The organism is Aeromonas sp. 603757, from assembly GCF_049171255.1.
Lineage (GTDB): Bacteria > Pseudomonadota > Gammaproteobacteria > Enterobacterales > Aeromonadaceae > Aeromonas > Aeromonas veronii_A.
This window is the reverse complement of record NZ_JAAKOE010000007.1, coordinates 81153-101359: the sequence shown is the minus strand read 5'-3', so window position 1 is coordinate 101359 and position 20207 is coordinate 81153. Positions and strand designations below refer to the sequence as shown.

General features: G+C 58.8%; 22 protein-coding genes. 6 read left to right on the top strand and 16 right to left on the bottom strand.

Annotated elements, in window-relative coordinates; translation table 11 throughout:
• Positions 1-19: 19 nt before the first annotated feature.
• Complete coding sequence (locus G5332_RS08945; protein WP_005348906.1) at positions 20-1300, top strand: HlyC/CorC family transporter; 1281 nt, start codon at positions 20-22, stop codon at positions 1298-1300.
• 40 nt (positions 1301-1340) lie between these two features.
• Here G5332_RS08945 and G5332_RS08940 read toward each other — a convergent pair whose 3' ends face one another.
• On the bottom strand, positions 1341-1811 hold the full coding sequence (locus G5332_RS08940; RefSeq protein ID WP_005340388.1) for an Rrf2 family transcriptional regulator: 471 nt from the start codon (positions 1809-1811) through the stop codon (positions 1341-1343).
• Between the two features lie 111 nt (positions 1812-1922).
• Here G5332_RS08940 and hmpA point away from each other — a divergent pair, with 111 nt between their 5' ends.
• Positions 1923-3116, top strand: a complete 1194-nt coding sequence (gene hmpA, locus G5332_RS08935; RefSeq protein WP_201990764.1) for an NO-inducible flavohemoprotein — start codon at positions 1923-1925, stop codon at positions 3114-3116.
• A gap of 99 nt (positions 3117-3215) precedes the next feature.
• Here hmpA and G5332_RS08930 read toward each other — a convergent pair whose 3' ends face one another.
• The 6 genes from G5332_RS08930 to G5332_RS08905 form a co-directional block, all read right to left on the bottom strand.
• Positions 3216-3800 carry a tetratricopeptide repeat protein gene (locus G5332_RS08930; protein WP_103251390.1) on the bottom strand — a complete coding sequence of 195 codons (585 nt, stop codon included), beginning with the start codon at positions 3798-3800 and terminating at the stop codon, positions 3216-3218.
• Between the two features lie 395 nt (positions 3801-4195).
• Positions 4196-5131, bottom strand: coding sequence for a malate dehydrogenase (gene mdh, locus G5332_RS08925; protein ID WP_005340384.1), 936 nt, complete (start codon positions 5129-5131; stop codon positions 4196-4198).
• Between the two features lie 221 nt (positions 5132-5352).
• Positions 5353-6015, bottom strand: a complete 663-nt coding sequence (artM, locus tag G5332_RS08920) for an arginine ABC transporter permease ArtM (protein ID WP_005348902.1) — start codon at positions 6013-6015, stop codon at positions 5353-5355.
• A gap of 3 nt (positions 6016-6018) precedes the next feature.
• Complete coding sequence (artQ, locus tag G5332_RS08915) at positions 6019-6669, bottom strand: arginine ABC transporter permease ArtQ (RefSeq protein ID WP_139741551.1); 651 nt, start codon at positions 6667-6669, stop codon at positions 6019-6021.
• 3 nt (positions 6670-6672) lie between these two features.
• Positions 6673-7410: a transporter substrate-binding domain-containing protein gene (locus G5332_RS08910; RefSeq protein WP_019445594.1), complete on the bottom strand. Its 738-nt coding sequence runs from the start codon at positions 7408-7410 to the stop codon at positions 6673-6675.
• A gap of 24 nt (positions 7411-7434) precedes the next feature.
• Positions 7435-8175, bottom strand: a complete 741-nt coding sequence (locus tag G5332_RS08905; RefSeq protein ID WP_160881760.1) for an ATP-binding cassette domain-containing protein — start codon at positions 8173-8175, stop codon at positions 7435-7437.
• 201 nt (positions 8176-8376) lie between these two features.
• Between G5332_RS08905 and argR the strand changes: the two genes are divergently transcribed.
• Positions 8377-8847: a transcriptional regulator ArgR gene (gene argR / locus G5332_RS08900; protein ID WP_005340378.1), complete on the top strand. Its 471-nt coding sequence runs from the start codon at positions 8377-8379 to the stop codon at positions 8845-8847.
• An 89-nt stretch (positions 8848-8936) separates the two neighbouring features.
• On the opposite strand, the gene G5332_RS08895 is transcribed toward argR, so the two are convergent.
• The 5 genes from G5332_RS08895 to glnK form a co-directional block, all read right to left on the bottom strand.
• A complete protein-coding gene (locus G5332_RS08895; RefSeq protein ID WP_201990763.1) occupies positions 8937-9842 on the bottom strand; it encodes a Dyp-type peroxidase in 906 nt (301 codons plus the stop codon).
• A gap of 103 nt (positions 9843-9945) precedes the next feature.
• Positions 9946-10980, bottom strand: a complete 1035-nt coding sequence (locus G5332_RS08890) for an ABC transporter ATP-binding protein (protein ID WP_421311231.1) — start codon at positions 10978-10980, stop codon at positions 9946-9948.
• Between the two features lie 82 nt (positions 10981-11062).
• Positions 11063-12688: an ABC transporter permease gene (locus tag G5332_RS08885; RefSeq protein WP_421172264.1), complete on the bottom strand. Its 1626-nt coding sequence runs from the start codon at positions 12686-12688 to the stop codon at positions 11063-11065.
• A gap of 39 nt (positions 12689-12727) precedes the next feature.
• The gene (locus G5332_RS08880) at positions 12728-13735 is read right to left on the bottom strand and encodes a Fe(3+) ABC transporter substrate-binding protein (protein WP_021230948.1); all 1008 of its coding nucleotides are present in this window, start codon (positions 13733-13735) and stop codon (positions 12728-12730) included.
• Between the two features lie 258 nt (positions 13736-13993).
• Positions 13994-14332: a P-II family nitrogen regulator gene (gene glnK / locus G5332_RS08875; protein WP_005341406.1), complete on the bottom strand. Its 339-nt coding sequence runs from the start codon at positions 14330-14332 to the stop codon at positions 13994-13996.
• Between the two features lie 201 nt (positions 14333-14533).
• On the opposite strand from glnK, the gene arfB reads away from it, so the two are divergent.
• Positions 14534-14950: an alternative ribosome rescue aminoacyl-tRNA hydrolase ArfB gene (arfB, locus tag G5332_RS08870; protein WP_139430011.1), complete on the top strand. Its 417-nt coding sequence runs from the start codon at positions 14534-14536 to the stop codon at positions 14948-14950.
• Positions 14951-14975: 25 nt separating this feature from the next.
• Complete coding sequence (locus G5332_RS08865) at positions 14976-15467, top strand: methylated-DNA--[protein]-cysteine S-methyltransferase (protein ID WP_227341897.1); 492 nt, start codon at positions 14976-14978, stop codon at positions 15465-15467.
• Between the two features lie 359 nt (positions 15468-15826).
• Here G5332_RS08865 and G5332_RS08860 read toward each other — a convergent pair whose 3' ends face one another.
• From G5332_RS08860 to tapT, 4 genes are all read right to left on the bottom strand, one after another.
• Complete coding sequence (locus G5332_RS08860; RefSeq protein WP_005340360.1) at positions 15827-16252, bottom strand: hypothetical protein; 426 nt, start codon at positions 16250-16252, stop codon at positions 15827-15829.
• A gap of 194 nt (positions 16253-16446) precedes the next feature.
• On the bottom strand, positions 16447-17220 hold the full coding sequence (gene yaaA / locus G5332_RS08855) for a peroxide stress protein YaaA (RefSeq protein WP_201937767.1): 774 nt from the start codon (positions 17218-17220) through the stop codon (positions 16447-16449).
• A gap of 47 nt (positions 17221-17267) precedes the next feature.
• The gene (tapU, locus tag G5332_RS08850) at positions 17268-18377 is read right to left on the bottom strand and encodes a type IVa pilus ATPase TapU (RefSeq protein WP_227342977.1); all 1110 of its coding nucleotides are present in this window, start codon (positions 18375-18377) and stop codon (positions 17268-17270) included.
• Between the two features lie 28 nt (positions 18378-18405).
• Positions 18406-19440 (bottom strand): type IVa pilus ATPase TapT, encoded by a 1035-nt coding sequence (tapT, locus tag G5332_RS08845; RefSeq protein ID WP_005340354.1) that lies wholly within the window; start codon positions 19438-19440, stop codon positions 18406-18408.
• A gap of 39 nt (positions 19441-19479) precedes the next feature.
• Between tapT and G5332_RS08840 the strand changes: the two genes are divergently transcribed.
• Positions 19480-20181 (top strand): YggS family pyridoxal phosphate-dependent enzyme, encoded by a 702-nt coding sequence (locus G5332_RS08840; protein ID WP_100654584.1) that lies wholly within the window; start codon positions 19480-19482, stop codon positions 20179-20181.
• Positions 20182-20207: the final 26 nt, after the last annotated feature.

Sequence of the window (20207 nt, the reverse complement as noted above, 5' to 3'; positions counted from 1 at the left end):
CATCCAACAGGAGCCCTTTTTGGACAGCATCTCAACGAGTACATTACTGATTGTTCTCGTTATCTTGATCCTTCTTTCCGCCTTTTTCTCCAGTGCCGAAACCGGCCTGATGTCCATCAACCGCTACAAACTTCGGCATCTGGCACAGACCAAACACAAAGCCGCACGTCGCGTCGAGCAACTGCTCGCCCGCCCCGATCGCCTGCTGGGACTGATCCTGATCGGCAATAATCTGGTCAATATCCTCGCCTCCGCCATCGCCACCATCGTCTGTATCCGGCTGTTTGGTGATCTCGGGGTCGCCATCGCCACCTTCGGGCTGACCTTGGTGGTACTGGTATTCGGTGAAGTGACCCCCAAGACCCTGGCCGCCATGTTTCCGGAGAAGATCGCCTATCCCGCCTCCTGGATCCTCAAGGGGCTGATGGTGCCGCTCTCACCGCTGGTCTGGCTGATCAACGGCATCACCAGCGGCCTGCTCAAGATGCTGAAGATCAATCCCAACAAGGATGACTCCCTCAACACCGAGGAGCTGCGCACCATAGTCAATGAGGCGGGTAACCTGATCCCCCAGCGTCATCAGGAGATGCTGTTGAGCATTCTGGATCTCGACAAGATGCTGGTCGAGGACATCATGGTGCCACGCAGCGATATCTACGCCATCGACATCAACGATGACTGGAAGAGCATCCAGCGCCAGCTGGCCCACTGCGCTCACACCAAGATTCTGCTCTATCGCGACAATATCGACGACGTTGTCGGCTTTTTGCACGCGCGCGATGCCCTGCGACTGGTAGCCAGGGATCAGTTCAACAAATCGAGCCTGTTGCGGGAAGTGGACGAGATCTACTTCATTCCGGAAGGAACGCCGCTCAACGTGCAACTGGCCAAATTCCAACGCAACAAGGAGCGAATTGGCCTGATCGTCGACGAATACGGCGATATTCAGGGGCTAATCACTCTGGACGACATTCTGGAAGAGATCGTGGGCGACTTTACCACCTCCATGACGCCAGCGCCGAGCGACGAGATCCATCCCCAGTCAGATGGTTCTTATCTGGTCGAAGGCTCAGCCAATATTCGTGAGCTGAACAAGGAGATGAACTGGCATCTGCCCATCGATGGCCCGCGTACCCTCAACGGCCTGATCCTCGAATATCTGGAGGAGATCCCCCAGCCCAACATCGGGATCCGGCTGGCCGGTTATCCTATCGAGATCCTCGATGTGGAGAACAACATGGTCAAGATGGCGCGGATTATGCCGGCATCGTACCGGGCGGAATCGGATTCGCAAGATTGAAAAAGGGCTGCCAGTGGCAGCCCTTTTCTATTGCTCATAGTCATTGCTCATCTTCATCATCCGGCTCCAGCACCAGCGTCGGGATCAACTCGCCGAAGACCCGTTGCAGCTCGTCACGGTTGGCCAGCAGGTCTTGCAGCGTATAGCTGTCCATCACCGCCAGAAACGCATCCATCGCCTCTTTCAGCGCACTCTTGAGCAGACAGACAGAGACGATGTGGCAAGCGGGCGAGCCGCAGTCAATGCCGTCCAGATTGCCTTCCAGCGCCCTTATCACCTGCCCGATATTGATGGTAGCGGGATCGCAAGCCATGCGAATACCGCCATTCTTGCCCCGCTGGGATTGCAGATAGCCCAGCTTCACCAGCTGATTGACCACCTTCACCATGTGGTTGCGGGAAACACCATACAGGGCTGATACCTTGGCAACGCTCGACAACTCCCCTTCCGGCAGGGTGGCAAGATAGAGCAGGGCTCTCAATCCGAAATCTGTATAACTGGTTAGTCTCATAAAACCTGATTAGCGCGATGCGAAAAGTGGAGTATTGATTCAAATCAAATAAACATCTAGGATGCCACTTATTAAATGACATTTTATATGTTCAATTAGAACGAGGCCCCTATGCTAGATCAAACCACCGTTGCCGTCATCAAAAGCACCATTCCGCTGCTCGAATCGGCAGGTCCTGCCCTCACCCAGCACTTCTACCAACGGATGTTCAGCCATAACCCGGAGCTGAAAGATATCTTCAACCTGGCCCACCAACGCAGTGGCGGCCAGCCGCTGGCCCTGTTCAATGCAGTCGCCGCGTATGCAAAGAATATCGACAATCTGGGAGCGCTCGCCGGTGCGGTCGAGCGGATTGCGCACAAACATACCGGATTCCTGATCCAGCCAGAACAATATCACATTGTAGGTAGTCATCTCTTGGCCACGCTCAAAGAATTGGGCGGAAGTGCGGTCACCGACGAGGTGCTGGAGGCATGGGGCAAGGCGTATGGCGTGCTGGCAGACATCTTCATCGGCCGCGAGCGGGAGATCTATCAGGAGAAGGCAAGTCAGGATGGCGGCTGGCAAGGTACCCGCACCTTCATCATCAAGGAGAAGCGAGCCGAGAGCGACCTCATCACCTCCTTCCTGCTGGCACCGGAAGATGGCAAGCCGGTACTGACCTTCAAACCGGGCCAATACCTCAGCATCAAGCTGGTTCACCCCGAGCTGGAATATCAGGAGATCCGCCAGTACTCCCTCTCCGATGCCCCCAACGGGCAGGATTACCGCATCAGCGTCAAGCGTGAGCCGCAGGGTCAGGTCTCCAACCTGCTGCACGATCACCTGCAGGCGGGTGACAAGATCGAGGTGATGCCTCCTACCGGCGATTTCTACCTGAAAGCCGACAGCCAGACCCCGGTGGTACTGCTCTCAGCCGGTGTCGGCGTGACGCCGATGATGAGCATGCTCAACCAGCTGCTGGAAAGTGCTCATCAGGCCGAGATCACCTGGCTGCACGCCTGCGAACAGGGCGCTGTACACGCCTTCCGGGAGGATATTCAGCAAAAATCCCGCCAGCATCCCAACTTGCTGAGCCGGGTCTGGTATCGGGAGCCGGAGGCCAGCGATGTACAGGGTGAAGATTATGACCTGGCCGGCACCATGGATCTGACTGCCGTGAAAGAGCGCATCACGCCGCAGGCCCACTACTACTTCTGTGGCCCTGTCGGCTTCATGCAAGAGATCAAGCGGCAGCTGCTGGCGGCTGGGGTGTCAGCCGGGCAGCTCCATTACGAAGTTTTTGGCCCCCACCAAGATCTCTAAGGCGCAGGCAGCCATATAACAGAGGGAGGTTCCGGCTTGTCATGGCACGGCGGCTGGAACCGGACCCACAGGTGCAGATCTGTGGGTCATTTTTTTGGATCAGTGCATCGCCTTGGCGCGGGCCACCACGTTGGCCGGCATCCGGTTGCCAAGACGGCTGAGCAGACTCGCCGCCTTCTGGTGCAGCGCCTTGTCACCTATGACGGAGCCATGGAGCCAGCGATAGGCGTCCTCATAATCAAGCGGACTGCCCATCCCCTGCAACAGCATCTCGACCCACTCGATGCGAGCCCGCAGAAAACCGAGGCTGGCCGCCTCGCGCATCAGAGTTTCGGCTCGCACCAAATCCTTCTGCACCAAAGTTCCTTTCCAGTAGTAGCGCCCCAGCTGCTCCAGCGCTGGCGCCAACCCCTGATTGGCCGCCTCCCACATATATTGCACCCCGAGTTCGGCATTGGATTTGGTACAGACACCCCACGCCAGCATATCCCCCCAGAGGAATTGATAGGCCGGGATCTTCATCACCGAGGCGCGCGCTTCGATATCCTGAGTCAGCTGACAGCGATCCTGCTTCACCTGAGTGAGGTGACGCCCCTGCTCAATCCAGTTGAGCAACTCGTCCTGACGATAGAGTGGCACCGCCTGCAACTCGCCAGCGGCCAGAGGTGCGGGAGGCGCCACCACAGCAGCAGGTTCCACCGGTTTTGGCAGCGGCGCGGCCCCCTCGCCACTGCTGGCAACGGGGGTGACCGGCTCGGCCGGGAGCAAGACGGGGACTGCCTCAGAGGGCGCTGGCGTAGCAGCAGAGACAGGGGCCGTTGACACCGCAGCACTGCTTGCTGTCGGTGCCGATGCACTTGCTGCAGGCACATCGCTCGATACGGCAGCCGATACCGCCTCGGCACCATAGAGGGGCGCGGTGAATGTACCGACAAGAATGAGAAGGGTAAGGGGTTTCATCATAAGGATCTCCTGCTGCACTCTGTTATCGGCACCAAGCCCCATCCCCTTAGCCTGCCGGGCGGATCTCATCAATACAAAAGGGAGCCGAAGCTCCCTTGTTGGCACGGTTGACCCGCTTACTTGACGAAATCGACACCCAGCTGGATATCGGCTTTCAGGGTAGCCAGCATGCCTTCCATCGCTTCCTGCTCGAACGCGCTCAGCTTGCCGTAATCCAGTACGGTTTCGACGCCATTCTTGCCCAGCAGTACCGGCTGTGCGAAGAAGGTGGCGTGCTCGCCGTTGCCTTCAACGTAGGCGCACTCAACAACGTTGGCTTCGCCCTGCAGACCCTTGATGAGGGAGAGACCGAAACGGCAAGCCGCCTGACCCATGGAGAGGGTCGCAGAACCGCCACCGGCTTTGGCTTCCACCACTTCGGTACCGGCATTCTGGATGCGCTTGGTCATGGCTGCCACTTCTTCAGCGGTGAAGGAAGCGCCTTCAATCTGGGAGAGCAGCGGCAGGATGGTGACGCCACTGTGACCACCGATCACGTTGACGCGTACCTTGTCGATGTTCAACCCTTTGGCAGCGGCCACGAAGGTCTCGGCGCGGATCACGTCCAGGGTGGTGACACCGAACAGGCGACGCTTGTCATAGACACCGGCTTTCTTCAGCACTTCGGCGGCGATGGCAACGGTGGTGTTGACCGGGTTGGTGATGATGCCGATCAGTGCTTTCGGGCAAGTGGCCGCGCACTTCTCGACCAGATTCTTGACGATACCGGCGTTGATATTGAACAGGTCGGAGCGATCCATCCCCGGCTTGCGTGCCACACCGGCGGAGATCAGCACCACATCGGCCCCAACCAGCGCAGGAGTCGGATCTTCACCGCAGAAGCCCTTGATGGCGACGTCGGTAGGAATATGACTGAGGTCAACGGCCACACCCGGGGTAACCGGGGCGATGTCATACAGGCTCAGCTCGGAGCCAGCCGGCAGACGGTTTTTCAACAGCAGAGCGAGGGCTTGACCGATGCCACCAGCGGCACCCAGAACGGCAACTTTCATGATCAACTCCATGTTTAAGCGTAGGTTTAAGGTTGTTTGTTGTTGTGCGCCCAACCTTAATGGATCCCCCCATAAAAAACAATCTGATAACAGTTGCAGTCACGGGTTCTGTGAGCCACGAAACACGCGGGAGCAAAAATTGGAGGGAAATACAAAAAGTTGGAGGAGAAGCACAGTTTTTCTGCACTTCCCCTTACCATAAAGAGGTAGATTTGAAGGTCTCATGATTGGAATGCCAGCGCCCGTTTTTCACACCAGCGAAAACCAATTGTTAACAATCCGTTCATCGCCAGATAAAGCCCGCCAGCCACCCCGAACACCGCCAGGGTATCGTAGGTCTGAGCGTTCAACCCCTGCGCCAGCCCCATGATGTCCATGATGGTGATGGTACTGGCGAGGGAGCTCCCCTTGAGCACCAGGATCACCTCGTTGGAGTAGGCAGGCACCAGATGACGGGCGGCGTGGCGAACCTTCATCCACAAGGTCTGGCGGCCGTTAAAACCAAGCGCACGACACGCCTCCACCTCACCAGCCGGGATGGCATCGAGCGCCCCCTTGAACAACCGGGTGGAATAGGCCGCCGTGTTGAGGCCCAGCGCCAGCACGGCGCAGAACCAGGGCTGCTTGAGCAGCGGCCAAAGCGGGCTGGCTTTCAGCCACTCGAACTGGCCCGGTCCGTAGTAAATCAGGAAGATCTGAATGAGCAGCGGCGTACCGGTAAAGAGCAGCACCCACAGCTGCACCAGCTGGGTCGCCACCGGCAGGCGCAGCTCCAGCACCCAGGTCATCAGGGCCGCCAGCACAATCCCCAGCAGCAGGCTGAACAGGGTCAGCTCCAGCGTGGTGACAAGACCGCCCAGCAACGTAACGAGATACTCTTGCATCAGTTAGCCTCCGTAGCGGCGGGTGTAGCGGGCAGCCAGCCCGAGGCCATATTCACTCACCAGACTGATAGCGAGATAGATGAGAGCCGCAGCGGCATACCAGGTGAAGGGCTGATAGGTACTGGCCGAGGCCATCTGGGCCTGACGCATCATCTCGTTGACCCCGATAAGCGACACCAGCGCGGTATCTTTCAGCAACACCAGCCACTGGTTGCCGAGGCCCGGCAGGGCATGGCGCCACGCCTGCGGCAACACGATGCGAAAGAAGATGTGGCTCTTGCTCAAACCCAACGCCAGCGCCGCCAACCGTTGACCTGAAGGCACTGCATTGAGCGCCGCCCGCAGGGTCTGGGTCGCATAGCTGGCGAACAGCAGGGAGAGCGCCAGCACGCCACAGGCGAACGGGCTGAACTCCACATACTCGCCAGTGATGAGGAACAGCACCTGGGTCGAGCCGAAGTAGATGAACAGCACCACCAGCAACTCGGGCAGGCCACGGATCAGCGTGGTCAGGGTGGCCACCGGCCACACCAGCGCACGCTTCTTGCTGAGCTCGGCGGCACTGAACGCCAGTGCCAATACCATGCCCCCGACCAGTGATGCCAAGGCCAGCCCGAGGGTCATCCAGGCTGCATCCAACAACAGGCTCAACATGGCTTACTGCGCGAAGTATTTGTCGAAGATTTTCTGATAGGTGCCGTTGGCCTTGATCTCGGCCAGCCCCTTGTTCAGCTGGGTCAGCAGCTCCTGATTGCCCTTGGCGACCGCGATGCCAAAGCCGGTACCGAAGTACTTGGCATCCGTCACCGGCGCACCCACCACCGCATACTCCTTGTGCTGCTTCAGCCAGTCGGCAGCAACGGCAGTATCGGCAAAGACACCGTCGGTACGGCCATTCATCATGTCGAGGAAGGCGCTCTGGTAGCTGGCGTACGGCACGGTCAGCAGACCCTTGCTCACCCAGTTATCCACCAGATAGGACTGGTGAGAGGTACCGTTCTGCACGCCGACTGTCTTGTCGACCATCTCTTCCGGCCCCTTGAAGGCCCCTTTCTTGGCGACGAATACTGCCGAGTTCTCGTAATAGATGTCGGAGAAATCGACCTGCGCGGAGCGCTCCGGGGTCACGTCCATGGCGGCAATGGCGGCATCATAGCGACGGAATTTGAGGCTGGGGATCAGGCTGTCAAAGGCCTGGTTATGGAAGCTGCACTCCAGCTTGGCCTGCTCGCAGATGGCGCGCGCCAGATCGATGTCAAAACCCTGAAACTCGTTCTTGTCATCCAGGTATTCGAACGGCGCGTAGGTGGCCTCGGTGGCGAACTTGATCTCTTTGGCCATGACGGAGGTACTCAACAGGCCCATGGCAGCAACCAACAACAGACTCTTTTTCATGACAGCTTCCTTATCGATTCAATATCAATGCATCAAGAATTCGGCAAACCGGCTGGTTTGCGGGGATTGGAAAATGGCAGCGGTGCCGGATTCGATGATCCGCCCCTTCTCCAGATAAATCACCTGACTGGCCACCTTGCGGGCAAAGTCGACCTCGTGGGTCACCACCACCTGGGTAATGCCGGTCTGGCTCAGGTTGCGGATGATCTCGGCCACCTCCTTGGTGATCTCGGGATCGAGGGCAGCAGTCGGCTCGTCAAACAGCAGCACTTCCGGGTCCATCATCAGGGTACGGGCAATGGCCACCCGCTGCTGCTGGCCGCCAGAGAGACGGGCAGGCCAGGCATCGCGCTTGTCGGCCAGTTGCAGCTGGGCCAGCAGATAGGCCCCCTTCTCGATGGCGGCCTCCTTGCTCATGCCAAGCACCTTGACCGGCGCTTCAATCAGATTCTCCATCACAGTGAGATGTGGCCAGAGATTGTACTGCTGGAACACCATCCCCACCTTGCGACGCAGCAGTTGGGACTGGCGGTTGAATTCGGCAGCAGAGAGGGAGATCGGGAAAGAAAATTCACTTTCGCCAATCCGCAGAACACCCGCATCCGGGGTATCCAGCAGGTTCATCATCCGTAGCAGGGAACTCTTGCCAGCACCGCTCGGGCCCAGCAACACCAAGGTTTCACCGGGGGATGTCCGAAAGCTGACCTGTTGCAGAACCGGCACCTTGTGCCAGGACTTCTCGATACCTATTAATTCAATACCCATACAGCCCAATTGAATAAGTTTTCAAAATTTCATCCCGATTCTATCCCTAATAAAGGTTGATGCAAGCCATTTTTGAATCAATATGCAGAACAAGCGCCGCTTCCTTGCAAAAAACGGCATATGAATGCAAAATGGCCCCGCTGTTCGTATCTGCCGCCTGTATCGCACAGGCCGCCACACCTCCTCATTCGTGAGACCAAGATGAAACACAACGACAAGCAAGAAAAACTGGCCAAGGCCTTTAAAGCCTTGCTGAAAGAAGAGCGCTTTGGCTCCCAGGCAGAAATCGTCACCGCCCTGCAAGAGCTGGGCTTCGAGAACATCAACCAGTCCAAGGTATCGCGCATGCTGAGCCGCTTCGGCGCCGTTCGCACTCGCAATGCCAAGATGGAGATGGTCTACTGCCTGCCGGTGGAACTGGGTGTGCCCACCACCTCCAGCCCGCTCAAGAATCTGGTACTGGACGTCGATCACAACGGCGCACTGGTGGTGATCCACACCAGCCCGGGCGCAGCCCAGCTGATCGCCCGCCTGCTCGACTCCCTTGGCAAGGCAGAGGGGATCCTCGGTACCATCGCCGGTGATGACACTATCTTCATCACCCCGACCAGCGACACCGATATCGAAGAGCTCTACCTCTCCGCCCTCGAGCTGTTCGAACAGACGCCGTAATGGCCGCCACCGCGTCATAGCGGTCACGCCAGAACGAAAAATCCCGGCCAAGGCCGGGATTTTGTTTTCTGAGTCTTCGTCAGGCGGGCTTATTTGCCCTGCGCCATCAAAAAACCTTCCGATGGGGCGAAGAAAGCCGCGCCGGTCACCGCCTTGGTAAAGCGCAGCAGGTGGTCGAAGTGGCTGCCCTCCCCCTTGTACATGCTGGCCAGCATGGCGTTGAAGTGCTGAGGAGTGCGGCAGCAGGAGATGAAGTAGAGCCCCTGCTCGGTCATGGTGCCCCAGGGCATGCTCTGGCGCAGGATCTCCATGGACTCTCCCTTCGGAGTCTTGAGATTGACCCGCTTGATGTGGGCGGTCAGCGGTTTGGCGGCAGACTCATACTCGATGTTATCGGGCTTGGTGCGACCGATAATGTCTTCCTGCTCTTTTTGCGCCAGCTTCTCCCAGTCGCTCATGGCATGGACCCAGCGCTGGACATGAATGTAGGAGCCACCGGCAAACTCGCCTTCCGCCACCAGCGCCACTTCGGCACGGTGCTCATCCTGCGGGTTCTCGGTGCCATCAACGAAACCGGTCAGGTCACGGCAATCCAGGTTGCGGAAACCGCGCACCTCTTCGGCCAGCTCGACCAGTCCGGCCAGCAGTGCCATCACACGGTGACCGGCGTGGTGCAGCACATCCACCCGATCGGCGCGCAGCTGAATAAAGAGATCAAACGGGGTGTTGGGGGCTTCCTGACCGTTGGCGGATTGCGCCATAAAGCTGCGGAACTGGGGCGGACGGGCGGCAGGGTAGAGACCATCCCAGGCGTCGGCGCCAACAGCAACCAGACCGCTGAAACCGGCATCGGGGAAATCGGCGGCGACCGCCTGCCACAGGGCGGGCAGTTTGGCCAAACGGCCGACCAGTTCGGCGGCATCGCCGGTGCGATTGAACATCAGATAGAGGGCGTGCAGATTCGGCTCTGCGCAGATCCCGGCTTGGGCTTTCATATATCTCTCCCCTGAGTAGGCGTTAGCGTTACGGGCTATTTGCGTTGCGCGATTATAAACCAGAGTGGATCCAGTTCTTTGATTTCACGACGATATCACGCGTTCAGGGCAAAGGGTCAAACAACACCAGCCCATGGGGGGCAACCTTGATCCGTGCCCGCATCCCATCAAGGGGCTCGCCAATGCTCGCCTCCAGCTGCAGCTCGCCACACTCGAACAGCACCCGGCAGTGGTGGCCGAGGAACTGCTGCTCCACCACCTTGACCTCCCCATCTGCGGCGCTCTCCAGCAGCAGTTGTTGGGGTCTGAGCATCAGCTGCAACTGCTCGCCCACCGCCCGGCCATGAGGCTCGCTGCCACAGATGACCCCGAGCGCCGTCTGTACACAGTGGCTGTCCACCACCTCGGCGGCCAGATAGTTGACCCCGCCGAGAAACTCCGCCACGAAGCGGTTTTGCGGGCGGCGATAGAGCTGCTCCGGCTGGCCCACCTGTTCGATGTGACCGGCGCGAAACAGCGCCAGCCGATCGGCGAAGGCGAACGCCTCCTCCTTGCTGTGGCTGACGAAGATGGCGCCGATCCCCTGCTGCTTGAGCAGGGCGCGGATCTCGAGGATCAGCTTCATCCGCACCTGGGTATCGATGTTGGAGAAGGGCTCATCCAGCAGCATCAGCCGTGGCTTGCACACCAGCGCCCGGGCGATGGCCACCCGCTGCTGCTGGCCGCCGGAGAGCTGGTGCGGATAACGATCCCCCAGCCCCTGCAGATTGACCAGCGCCAACGCCTCGTCAACCTGCTGCTGGCGGGCGCGGCGATCGAATTTGGTCAGACCGAAACCGACGTTGTCGGCCACCGTCAGGTGGGGGAAGAGGGCGTAATCCTGAAAGATCATGCCGATGTTGCGCGCCTCGGGCGGCACGCTGGCACCCGGCCCGTCGAGCAGGGTATCGCCGAGGCGAATCGAGCCATCGGCCAGCGGCAGCAGCCCGGCGATGGCCTTGAGCAGCGTGGTTTTGCCGCAGCCACTGGCTCCCAGCAGGCAGACGATCTCGTTGTCTGCCACCGTCAGGGAGAGCTGTTCCAGCACATTGCGGCCGTTGTAACGGCAGCTGACATTTTCAACCTGCAAACAGGACAAGGCTGACTTCCTCTCGTTTCTGGCGGCGCGCAGCCTTTTGGTTCAGCGCACCGCATGCAATTTCATTGGCCGACGTGGCGACTCAGTGGCCCGGACTGTCCAGACTGCGGTTGACCCAGATCAGCGGCAACAGCCCCACCAGCACGATGACGATGGCCCCCAGCGCGCCGCGCTCCAGCATCTCGTCCGAGACGAATTGGTAGACGTGGGTCGCCAGAGTATCGAAGTTGAACGGCCGCAGCAGCAGGGCGGCGGGCAGCTCCTTCATGGATTCGATGAATACCAGCATGGCACCGGCAAACAGACCTCGGCGCACCAGCGGCAGATGGACCCGCCGCAGCATGCCGCCATCCCCCTGCCCCAAGGAGCGGGCTGCCATGTCGAGACTGGGGGAGATCTTGCCCATGCTGCTCTCCACCGAGCCGATGGCGATGGCCACGAAGCGCACCAAATAGCCGAACACGATGGCGGTAATGGTGCCGGTCAGCAGCAAGCCCGGCCCCTGACGCCCGAGCCACTCGGCCAGATCGTTGATGGCAAAGTCGAGGGCGGTGAGCGGCACCAGCACCCCGATGGCGAGCACGGTGCCCGGCATGGCGTAACCCATGGCGGCGATGCGCAGGGGCAACAGACTCTTTATACCGCCATCGAGGCGGCGGAAGAAGCCGAGCAGCAGGGCGATGCCCATCGCCAGCAGGGCGGTTAGCGCCGAGATAGCCAAGCTGTTGCCGGCGAAGCGGACAAACTCCGGTGTCCACGACAACTCGAAGTAGCGCACCCCGTAATCGAGCAGGATGACGAACGGCAGGCCGAAACCGGCAAGCACCAGCCCCCAGCACCAGAGACCGGCCAACCAACGGCCAATCCCCTTGAGCGGATAGCGCAGCGGCTGCTCATGGCCCATGGACTTCTGGAACACCTGCTGCCGACTGCGCGAGCGGCGCTCCAGCGCGATCAGCAGCACCACAGCCAGCAGCATCAGGCAGGAGAGTTTGGCCGCGGTGGCCAGACTACCGTAGCCGAGCCAGGTGTCGTAGACCGCCGTGGTCAGGGTGTTGATGGCAAAGAAGTGGACGGTGGCAAAATCTGCCAGCGTCTCCATGGCCAGCAGCGATACCGCCACCATGATGGCGGGGCGCGCCAGCGGCAGACTGAGGCGACGAAAGCTCTGCCACGGGGTGCAGCCGAGCAGGCGGCTGGAGTGGATCAGGCTGACTGACTGCTCGAGAAAAGAGGCGCGGGTCAGCAGATAGACATAGGGGAACAGCACCAGCGCCAGCACCCAGGCGGCGCCACCAAGGGAGCGAATGGCAGGAAACCAGTAATCGGCAGGGCTGTTCCAGCCAAAGAGTGCTCGCAACCCGGCCTGTAGCGGGCCCGAGTAGTCGAGCAAGTCGGTATAGACGTAGGCGACGATATAGGAGGGCATGGCCATTGGCAGCATCAAGGCCCACTGCAGGGCACGGCGCCCCGGCACCTGACACATGGCCACCAGCCAGGCGGTGGGTACGCCAAACAGCAGGCTTAGCAATACTACGCCGACCACCAGCCCCAGGGTATTACCGAGATAATCGAGCAGCACGGTATCGGCGAGGTGGCGAAACAGCTCCCCCTCAGCCGAGAAGGCAGAGAAAAGCAGGGCTATAACCGGTAAACCCAGCAGCAGGGCGATGGCCCAGCTGCCGGTCATCCATCCAAAATTTTTCATGAGACCACAGATGTTGATGGGGCCGTTGGCCCCATCTGATTACAAATCGAACTTCACTTCATCCAGCAACTGCAAGGCGTCCTTGCGGTGCTTGGCGTAATCGCTGACCGGTAGTGCGTCAGACTTGAAACTGCCCCAGGACTTGACCATGGCGGAAGGCTCGACTCCGGCCTTGACCGGATATTCGGCGTTCACGTCCGCATACATGTGCTGGGCGGTGTCGCCAGCCAGAAACTCCATCAGCTTCTGGGCCTCGGCCTTGTTCTTGGCATACTTGGTCATGGCCACGCCGCTCACGTTGACGTGGGCACCGCGGTCAGCCTGGTTCGGGAAGTTGATATAGACCGCATCCGCCCAGGACTTCTGCGCCGGATCTTTCAACATGGCGCCCAGATAGTAGCTGTTGCCGAGTGACACGTCACAGATACCATCCTTGATCGCCTTGACCTGATCCCGGTCGTTGCCCTGCGGCTTGCGCGCCAGGTTGGCCTTGACCCCTTCCAGCCAGGTTTTGGTCTCGGCCATACCGTGATGGGCAATCATGGAGGAGACCAGCGCCACATTGTACTCATGCTTGCCGCTGCGGGTGCAGATTTTTCCTTTGAATTCAGGCTTGGCCAAGTCTTCGTAGCTGATGGTCTCGAGCTTGCCGAGGCGATCCTTGCTGGAGTAGATGGCGCGAACCCGGGTGGTCAGGGCGAACCAGCGATTCTCCGGATCACGATAGATGGCGGGGATGTTCTCCTGCAGGATCTTGCTGTCTACCGGCTGCACCAGCCCCTTGTCCACCAGATCGGTCAGACGGCTGATATCGACGGTCAGCATCAGGTCGGCCGGAGAGAGCTTGCCTTCCCGCTCCAGACGCTCGTTCAATCCCTCTTTGGCGAACACCACGTTCACCTTGATGCCAGATTCCTTCTCGAACTGCTGGATGATGGGCTTGATCAGCTCATCCTGCCGGTTGGAGTAGACATTCACTTCCCCGGCCGCCAATGCCGACTGAGCTGCCAACGCAGAGAAAGCCAGTGCCAACATCTTCATTTTCATCATCCATTCCTTGATTAGCTATACATAGTGATAACGATTTCCGTTTGCATTCTGCATACATCTTATAAGCGGATCAAGAAAGCTCGCCGTCGCCACATCACATATTTAATCGCCCATAATTGAAAAGGGCCGGATGGAATCCCATTCGGCCTCTTCTGAGCAAAACGTTATGTTGATCAGGCTTCAATAAGCGCTCACTCCATCGGGATTCCCCGAGATCGGGAGGTCAACAGATCTGTACGTCACGGATGCGGTTCATCACAGCGCCTCGTCGTCACTTTCGCCGGTGCGGATGCGCACCGCCTGCAGCAAGTCATAGACAAAGATCTTGCCGTCGCCGATCTTGCCGGTATAGGCCGCCTTGCAGATCGCCTCGATCACCCCTTCCACGTTATCATCGGCGGTAGCAATCTCCAGCTTCACCTTGGGCAGGAAGTCGACCTGATACTCGGCTCCCCGGTATAATTCGGTGTGTCCCTTCTGGCGGCCAAATCCCTTGACCTCGGACACGGTCAGCCCTTCCACCCCCAGGTTGGCAATAGCCTCGCGGACATCGTCCAACTTGAACGGTTTGATAATCGCACTAATCAGCTTCATCTGGTTGCTCCCAATCCATGGTGTGTCATGAATCGGGTTTCAATTCTTATGCCAAGTATTTTTATTGTTTTATTTCATATAGATAGAGTTTAATGCCTGCGCCATTCGTCAGGCACATCCCCATAACCGGCCAGCACGCCCCATAATGAGGCACCATGCTGCAGCGGTCAGCGGGTATGCACCAAACAAGAGCAAAACAGCATGTTAGTTATCTCCAACAGCGTCACGATTCCCTGGCATGAGCTGCAATTTCAGACCATGCGGGCACAGGGCAACGGTGGACAGCACGTCAACAAGACCGACTCCGCCGTCTGGCTGCGCTTCGATTACCGCAACTCTCCCAGCCTGACGCCCCTCTACAAGGAGGGTCTCGACAAGCTGAGCGACAGCCGGGTACACGATGGCTTTATCCTGATCCGGGTCGAGAGCCATCGCAGCCAGGACATGAACCGCAAGGAGGCGATGAACCGTCTGGTGGAGTTGCTGAAGAAAGCAGCCTGGCGCCCCAAGGCTCGCCATGCCACCAAGCCGACCCGCAGCTCCCAGCGCAAACGGGTCGATGCCAAAAAGCGCAAGGGGGATATCAAATCCGCCCGCGGCAAACCGGTTCTGGACTGAGCCAGCCCCCAAAGGATGTCAGCCGATGAGATACAGTTTTTGCGACAGCGCCCGCGGCCCCCTGCTGGTCGCCATCGATCAGGATGGTCTGCGCTATGTGGAGTTCGTGCGGGGGGAGCAGCCGGTAACTCCGACCAATGAGTGGCAGCGTGATGACCTGGCTCTTGCTCCTTTCGTCGAGCAGTTCACCGCCTATTTTGCCGGAAAATTGCAGCAGTTCGATCTGCCCATGGCACCGAAGGGCACCCCGTTCCAGCAAACGGTGTGGAACGCTTTGTGTGATATCCCGTATGGCGAGACCGTGAGCTATCTCGAGATTGCCCAGGCTATCGGCAATCCCAAGGCAGTGCGAGCAGTAGGCGCTGCCAATGGCCGCAATCCGCTGAGCATCATAGTACCCTGCCATCGGGTGATCGGACGCAGCGGCGATCTAACCGGCTATGCTGGCGGCATTCCCATCAAGCGCTGGTTGCTGGCACTGGAACAGGCAGGCACAACATTCGAGCTGGCCCCATGAGACAATGAGCGTCCCCGGAGAGGAACGGGACAATATCGCGACCAGAATGAAAAGGCTTTCAATCAGTGGCCACGCCTTGCTGACAAGATGAACAGAAGATGAAGAATCGCCTCAGAACTACTTCAGATTGAGCTTGGCATGATGGCTCCATACTTGAATGGCACGGCTCATTCGCTGATTCAAGTAGCACCCATGTGACGCTTCCAATCTGTCTTTTTCCCCGCGCCTCCTCTGAGGCGCTTTTTTTGTGGCAACACAACAGGCCACCCTCTGACTGAGTGACCTGAGCATCGCACGCTCTGCACCTCCACAAAGACAAGAGGCGAAGGATCCCCCTTGGCCTCTGGCGTTATCGCTGGCTACTCGCTCTGGGGCAGGAACTGCAGCTCTGGCGCAGAAGAGGTCAGCACATCGGCGCAGTAATCCCAAGTGGAGATGCGATAGTGCTGCAGATCTTCATCCAGATGCAGGCCGTCCGACTCCTGATGGAACCAGCTGGCAAAACGGGATGGAGTGATGAGCTGGATCTGCTCTTCGATGGCGTGGCTATCCTTCCCCTCAGCCAGATCGCAATCCTCGATGACCCGCAGGGCATAAATATGGCGAAAATAGACCCTGCAGAGGATTTGCGGGGGTAGATCGATGCTGCGCGCCCGCCCCAGCATGATGGTCAGGGAGTCGCTCCAGAGATCCTGATGCAACTCGGCCACAACCAGACCGGGCGGGAGCTGGCGGGACGGAGCCCAAGGGACGGCAACCTGCCGAATGGCATTTTTCTGTTCCATATTCACCTCACGACAACTCGCTCCCTGTCTTGAGTCTATCTGAACCACATAGTCCCGGCGAAGGCAATCGATGGACAATAAAAACGGCAATAAAAAAGCCGACGTATCAAACGTCGGCGAATAAAAAGTGCTTACAACAGAGGATTCAAATATTCAGACCCGCGGGTCGAAAGATTGGTTCCCTCTTTTTGTAATTAATTTTCGGCGCGTTTAAACATCAGGGTATTGGCGTCCGACTCTTCCGGCACAAAGTAGTAGCCCTCGGCGTTGAAACCGGTCAGCTGCTCCACCTCGGTCAGACGGTGCTTGATGATGTGGCGAGCCATCATGCCGCGCGCCTTCTTGGCGTAGAAGCTGATGATCTTGAACTGGCCGTTCTTCTCATCCTTGAACACCGGTGTGACAATCCGCCCTTTCAGGCTCTTGGGTCGTACCGACTTGAAATACTCGTCGGAGGCCAGATTGATCAGCACTTCATCCCCCTGCGCAGCCAGCGCGTCATTGAGATGGTGAGTGATCACCTCCCCCCAGAACTGGTAGAGATCCTTGCCGCGACTATTGTTGAGCCTGGTCCCCATCTCCAGTCGATAGGGCATCATCAGGTCGAGGGGGCGAAGCACGCCGTAGAGGCCGGAGAGCATCCGCAGGTGTGCCTGAGCGAAGTCAAAATCGGCCTCGCTAAAATCCTCCACCGCCAAACCGGTGTAGACATCCCCCTTGAAAGCCAGCAGCGCCTGACGGGCATTGGCGGGGGTGAAATCTGGCTGCCACTCGGCAAAACGGGCGGCATTGAGACCGGCCAGCTTGTCGCTGATCTTCATCAGAGTGGCGATCTGGTCAGGGCTCAGTTGGCGGGCCCGGCGAATCAGTTCGGCGGAGTGATCCAGCAGCTCGGGTTGGGTGAAACGGGGGGTCACCAGCGGTGACTCGTAATCCAGCGTCTTGGCCGGGGAAACCACAATCAGCATAACGTTCCTTTCTGGCGAGGGGCCGAACAGCGGATCGGCCCCATGTTTCATTCATCCAGCGTCACATTTTCCAGTGTGCCGGACCCCAGCTGCTCGCGACCGGAGAGCTTGATCAGCAGCCGCAGGTCGTTGGCCGAGTCGGCATGGGCGAGGGCCTCACTGTAGCCAATCTGGCCGGCGCAGAACAGGCTGAAAAGCGCCTGATCGAAGGTCTGCATGCCCAGTTCGGCAGATTTGGTCATCACCTCCTTGAGACGGTGCATCTCTCCCTTGCGGATGATGTCGGTGATGAGCGGGGTATTGAGCAGGATCTCGAATGCCGCACTGCGCCGCAAACCATCGACACTCGGCACCAGTTGCTGGGCGACAATGGCTCTGAGGTTGAAGGAGAGATCGAACAGAAACTGGCGATGTTTCTCCTGCGGCACCAGATGGAGGATGCGATCCAGCGCCTGGTTGGCGTTGTTGGCATGCAAAGTGGCGAGACAGAGATGGCCAGTCTCGGCGAACTGAAGGGCAAACTCCATGGTCTCCTGACTTCGGATCTCGCCGATCAGGATCACGTCCGGTGCCTGACGCAGCGAGCTTTTCAGTGCTACATCGAACGACTCGGTGTCGATCCCCACCTCCCGCTGGGTCACCAGGCTACGGCCATGCTGATGGACGAACTCCACCGGGTCTTCCACCGTCAGGATATGACCATCGGCATGCTGGTTGCGATAGCCGATCATCGCCGCCTGAGTGGTCGATTTACCCGCCCCGGTGGCACCGACAAACAGCACCAGCCCGCGCTTGGCCATCGCCACCTCCTGCAGGATCCTGGGGAGCTGCAGATCTTCAAAGGTGGGAATGCGGGTCTCGATACGACGAATCACCATACCGGGCAGCTCCTGCTGCCAGAAGGCGCTGACCCGAAAGCGACCCAGCGCCTCGCGGTAAATCGCGTAGTTGGCCTCCTTGGTGCGGACATAGCGCTCGAAGTGATCGCTGCTGAGAGTATCCCTGACCAGCGTCAGCGCCCCTTTCTTGTCGAGCGCGTCTCCCCCCAGCGACACCAGATGGCCATTTACCTTGAGGGTGGGCGGCGAGCCCACCGTCACAAACAGATCCGATCCCTTTCGCTCGACCAGCTCGCTCAGCAGATCATCCAGATTCATCATTTATCCCTCCCTGGGTACAAGTCGCTTAAATGCTGTTGGGATCAACGGCCTTGGCCTTGGCATCGAGGGATGCCACCACGCCACGACTCACCAGCTGCTTGAGGCTCTGATCCATGGTCTGCATGCCGTGGGTCATCCCGGTCTGGATCACCGAGTAAAGCTGGGCAATCTTGTCCTCCCGAATGAGGTTACGCACCGCCGGAATGCCCATCATGATCTCGTGCGCTGCCACCCGACCGCCACCAATGCGCTTGAGCAGGGTCTGGGAGATGACCGCCCGCAGGGATTCGGAGAGCATGGAGCGTACCATGTCCTTCTCCGCACCAGGGAAGACGTCGATGATACGGTCGATGGTCTTGGCCGCCGACGAGGTGTGCAGAGTGCCAAACACCAAGTGGCCGGTTTCGGCGGCAGTCATGGCCAGACGAATGGTCTCAAGGTCGCGCATCTCGCCCACCAGAATGATGTCCGGGTCTTCCCGCAGTGCCGAGCGCAGGGCGTTGCTGAAGCTCTTGGTATCACGGTGTACTTCCCGCTGGTTCACCAGGCAGCGCTTGTTCTCGTGGACGAATTCGATGGGGTCCTCGATGGTGAGGATGTGGTGATGGAAGTTCTCGTTGATGTAGTTGACCATGGCCGCCAGGGTGGTCGACTTACCGGAACCGGTCGGGCCGGTCACCAACACCAGACCCCGCGGGAACTCGGCAATCTTGCGGAAGATCTCCGGCGCATCGAGATCTTCGAGGCTCAGCACAGTGCTGGGGATGGTACGAAATACCGCGCCCGAACCGCGCGCCTGCTGGAAGGCGTTGACCCGGAAACGGGCCAGATTGGGCACCTCGAACGAGAAATCGACCTCGAAGTTCTCCTCCAGCTCCTTGCGCTGATGGTCGTTCATGATGTCGTAAATGAGGGCATGCACTTCCCGGTGTTCCAGGGCGGGCAAATTGATCTTGCGAACCTCACCATCAACCCTGATCATCGGGGGAACCCCGGCCGAGAGGTGTAGATCCGAGGCTTTATGCTTTACACTGAAAGCCAATAACTCTGTGATATCCATAGACTTGTCATTCTCCCATCACAAGATCACTAACGAAATATGAACCAGATTGCCCAGCACCTGTTTCAGGTAAAGGAACGTATTGCCCAGGCCGCCGAACGGGCTAGCCGCAACCTGCAGCAGATCCGCCTGCTGGCCGTGAGCAAGACCAAGCCGGTCGAGGCCATCATGGCCGCCCATGCCGCAGGTCAGCGCTGCTTTGGCGAATCCTACGCTCAGGAAGCAGCGGCCAAGATCGATACCTTGCGCCAGCAGCCGGAATATAGCGACATAGAGTGGCACTTTATCGGCCCTTTGCAATCGAACAAATCCAAACTGGTCGCCGAACGGTTCGACTGGGTGCAGAGCGTGGATCGGGACAAGCTGATCGACCGCCTCAACAACCAGCGCCCAACTACAATGGCACCGCTAAATGTTTGTCTGCAAATCAATATTAGCGGAGAGAGCAGCAAATCCGGAACGTCGGAACAAGAGATTTTCCGCCTTGCCGAGCAGGTCTCTCAAAGTGAGCGACTGGTGCTGCGGGGACTGATGGCCATTCCAGAGCACACCAGTGACGAGCGCGTACTGGCCGCCCAAATGACCCGCATGCAGACTCTGTTCACCGAGCTTGCGCGACAATACCCCACGGTGGATACCCTCTCGATGGGCATGACCGAGGATCTTGAACTGGCGATCGCCCACGGCAGCACCATGGTGCGGGTCGGCACCGCCATCTTCGGCGCCCGTGACTACTCATAGGCAAGGCCAGCGGATAACCCATACGT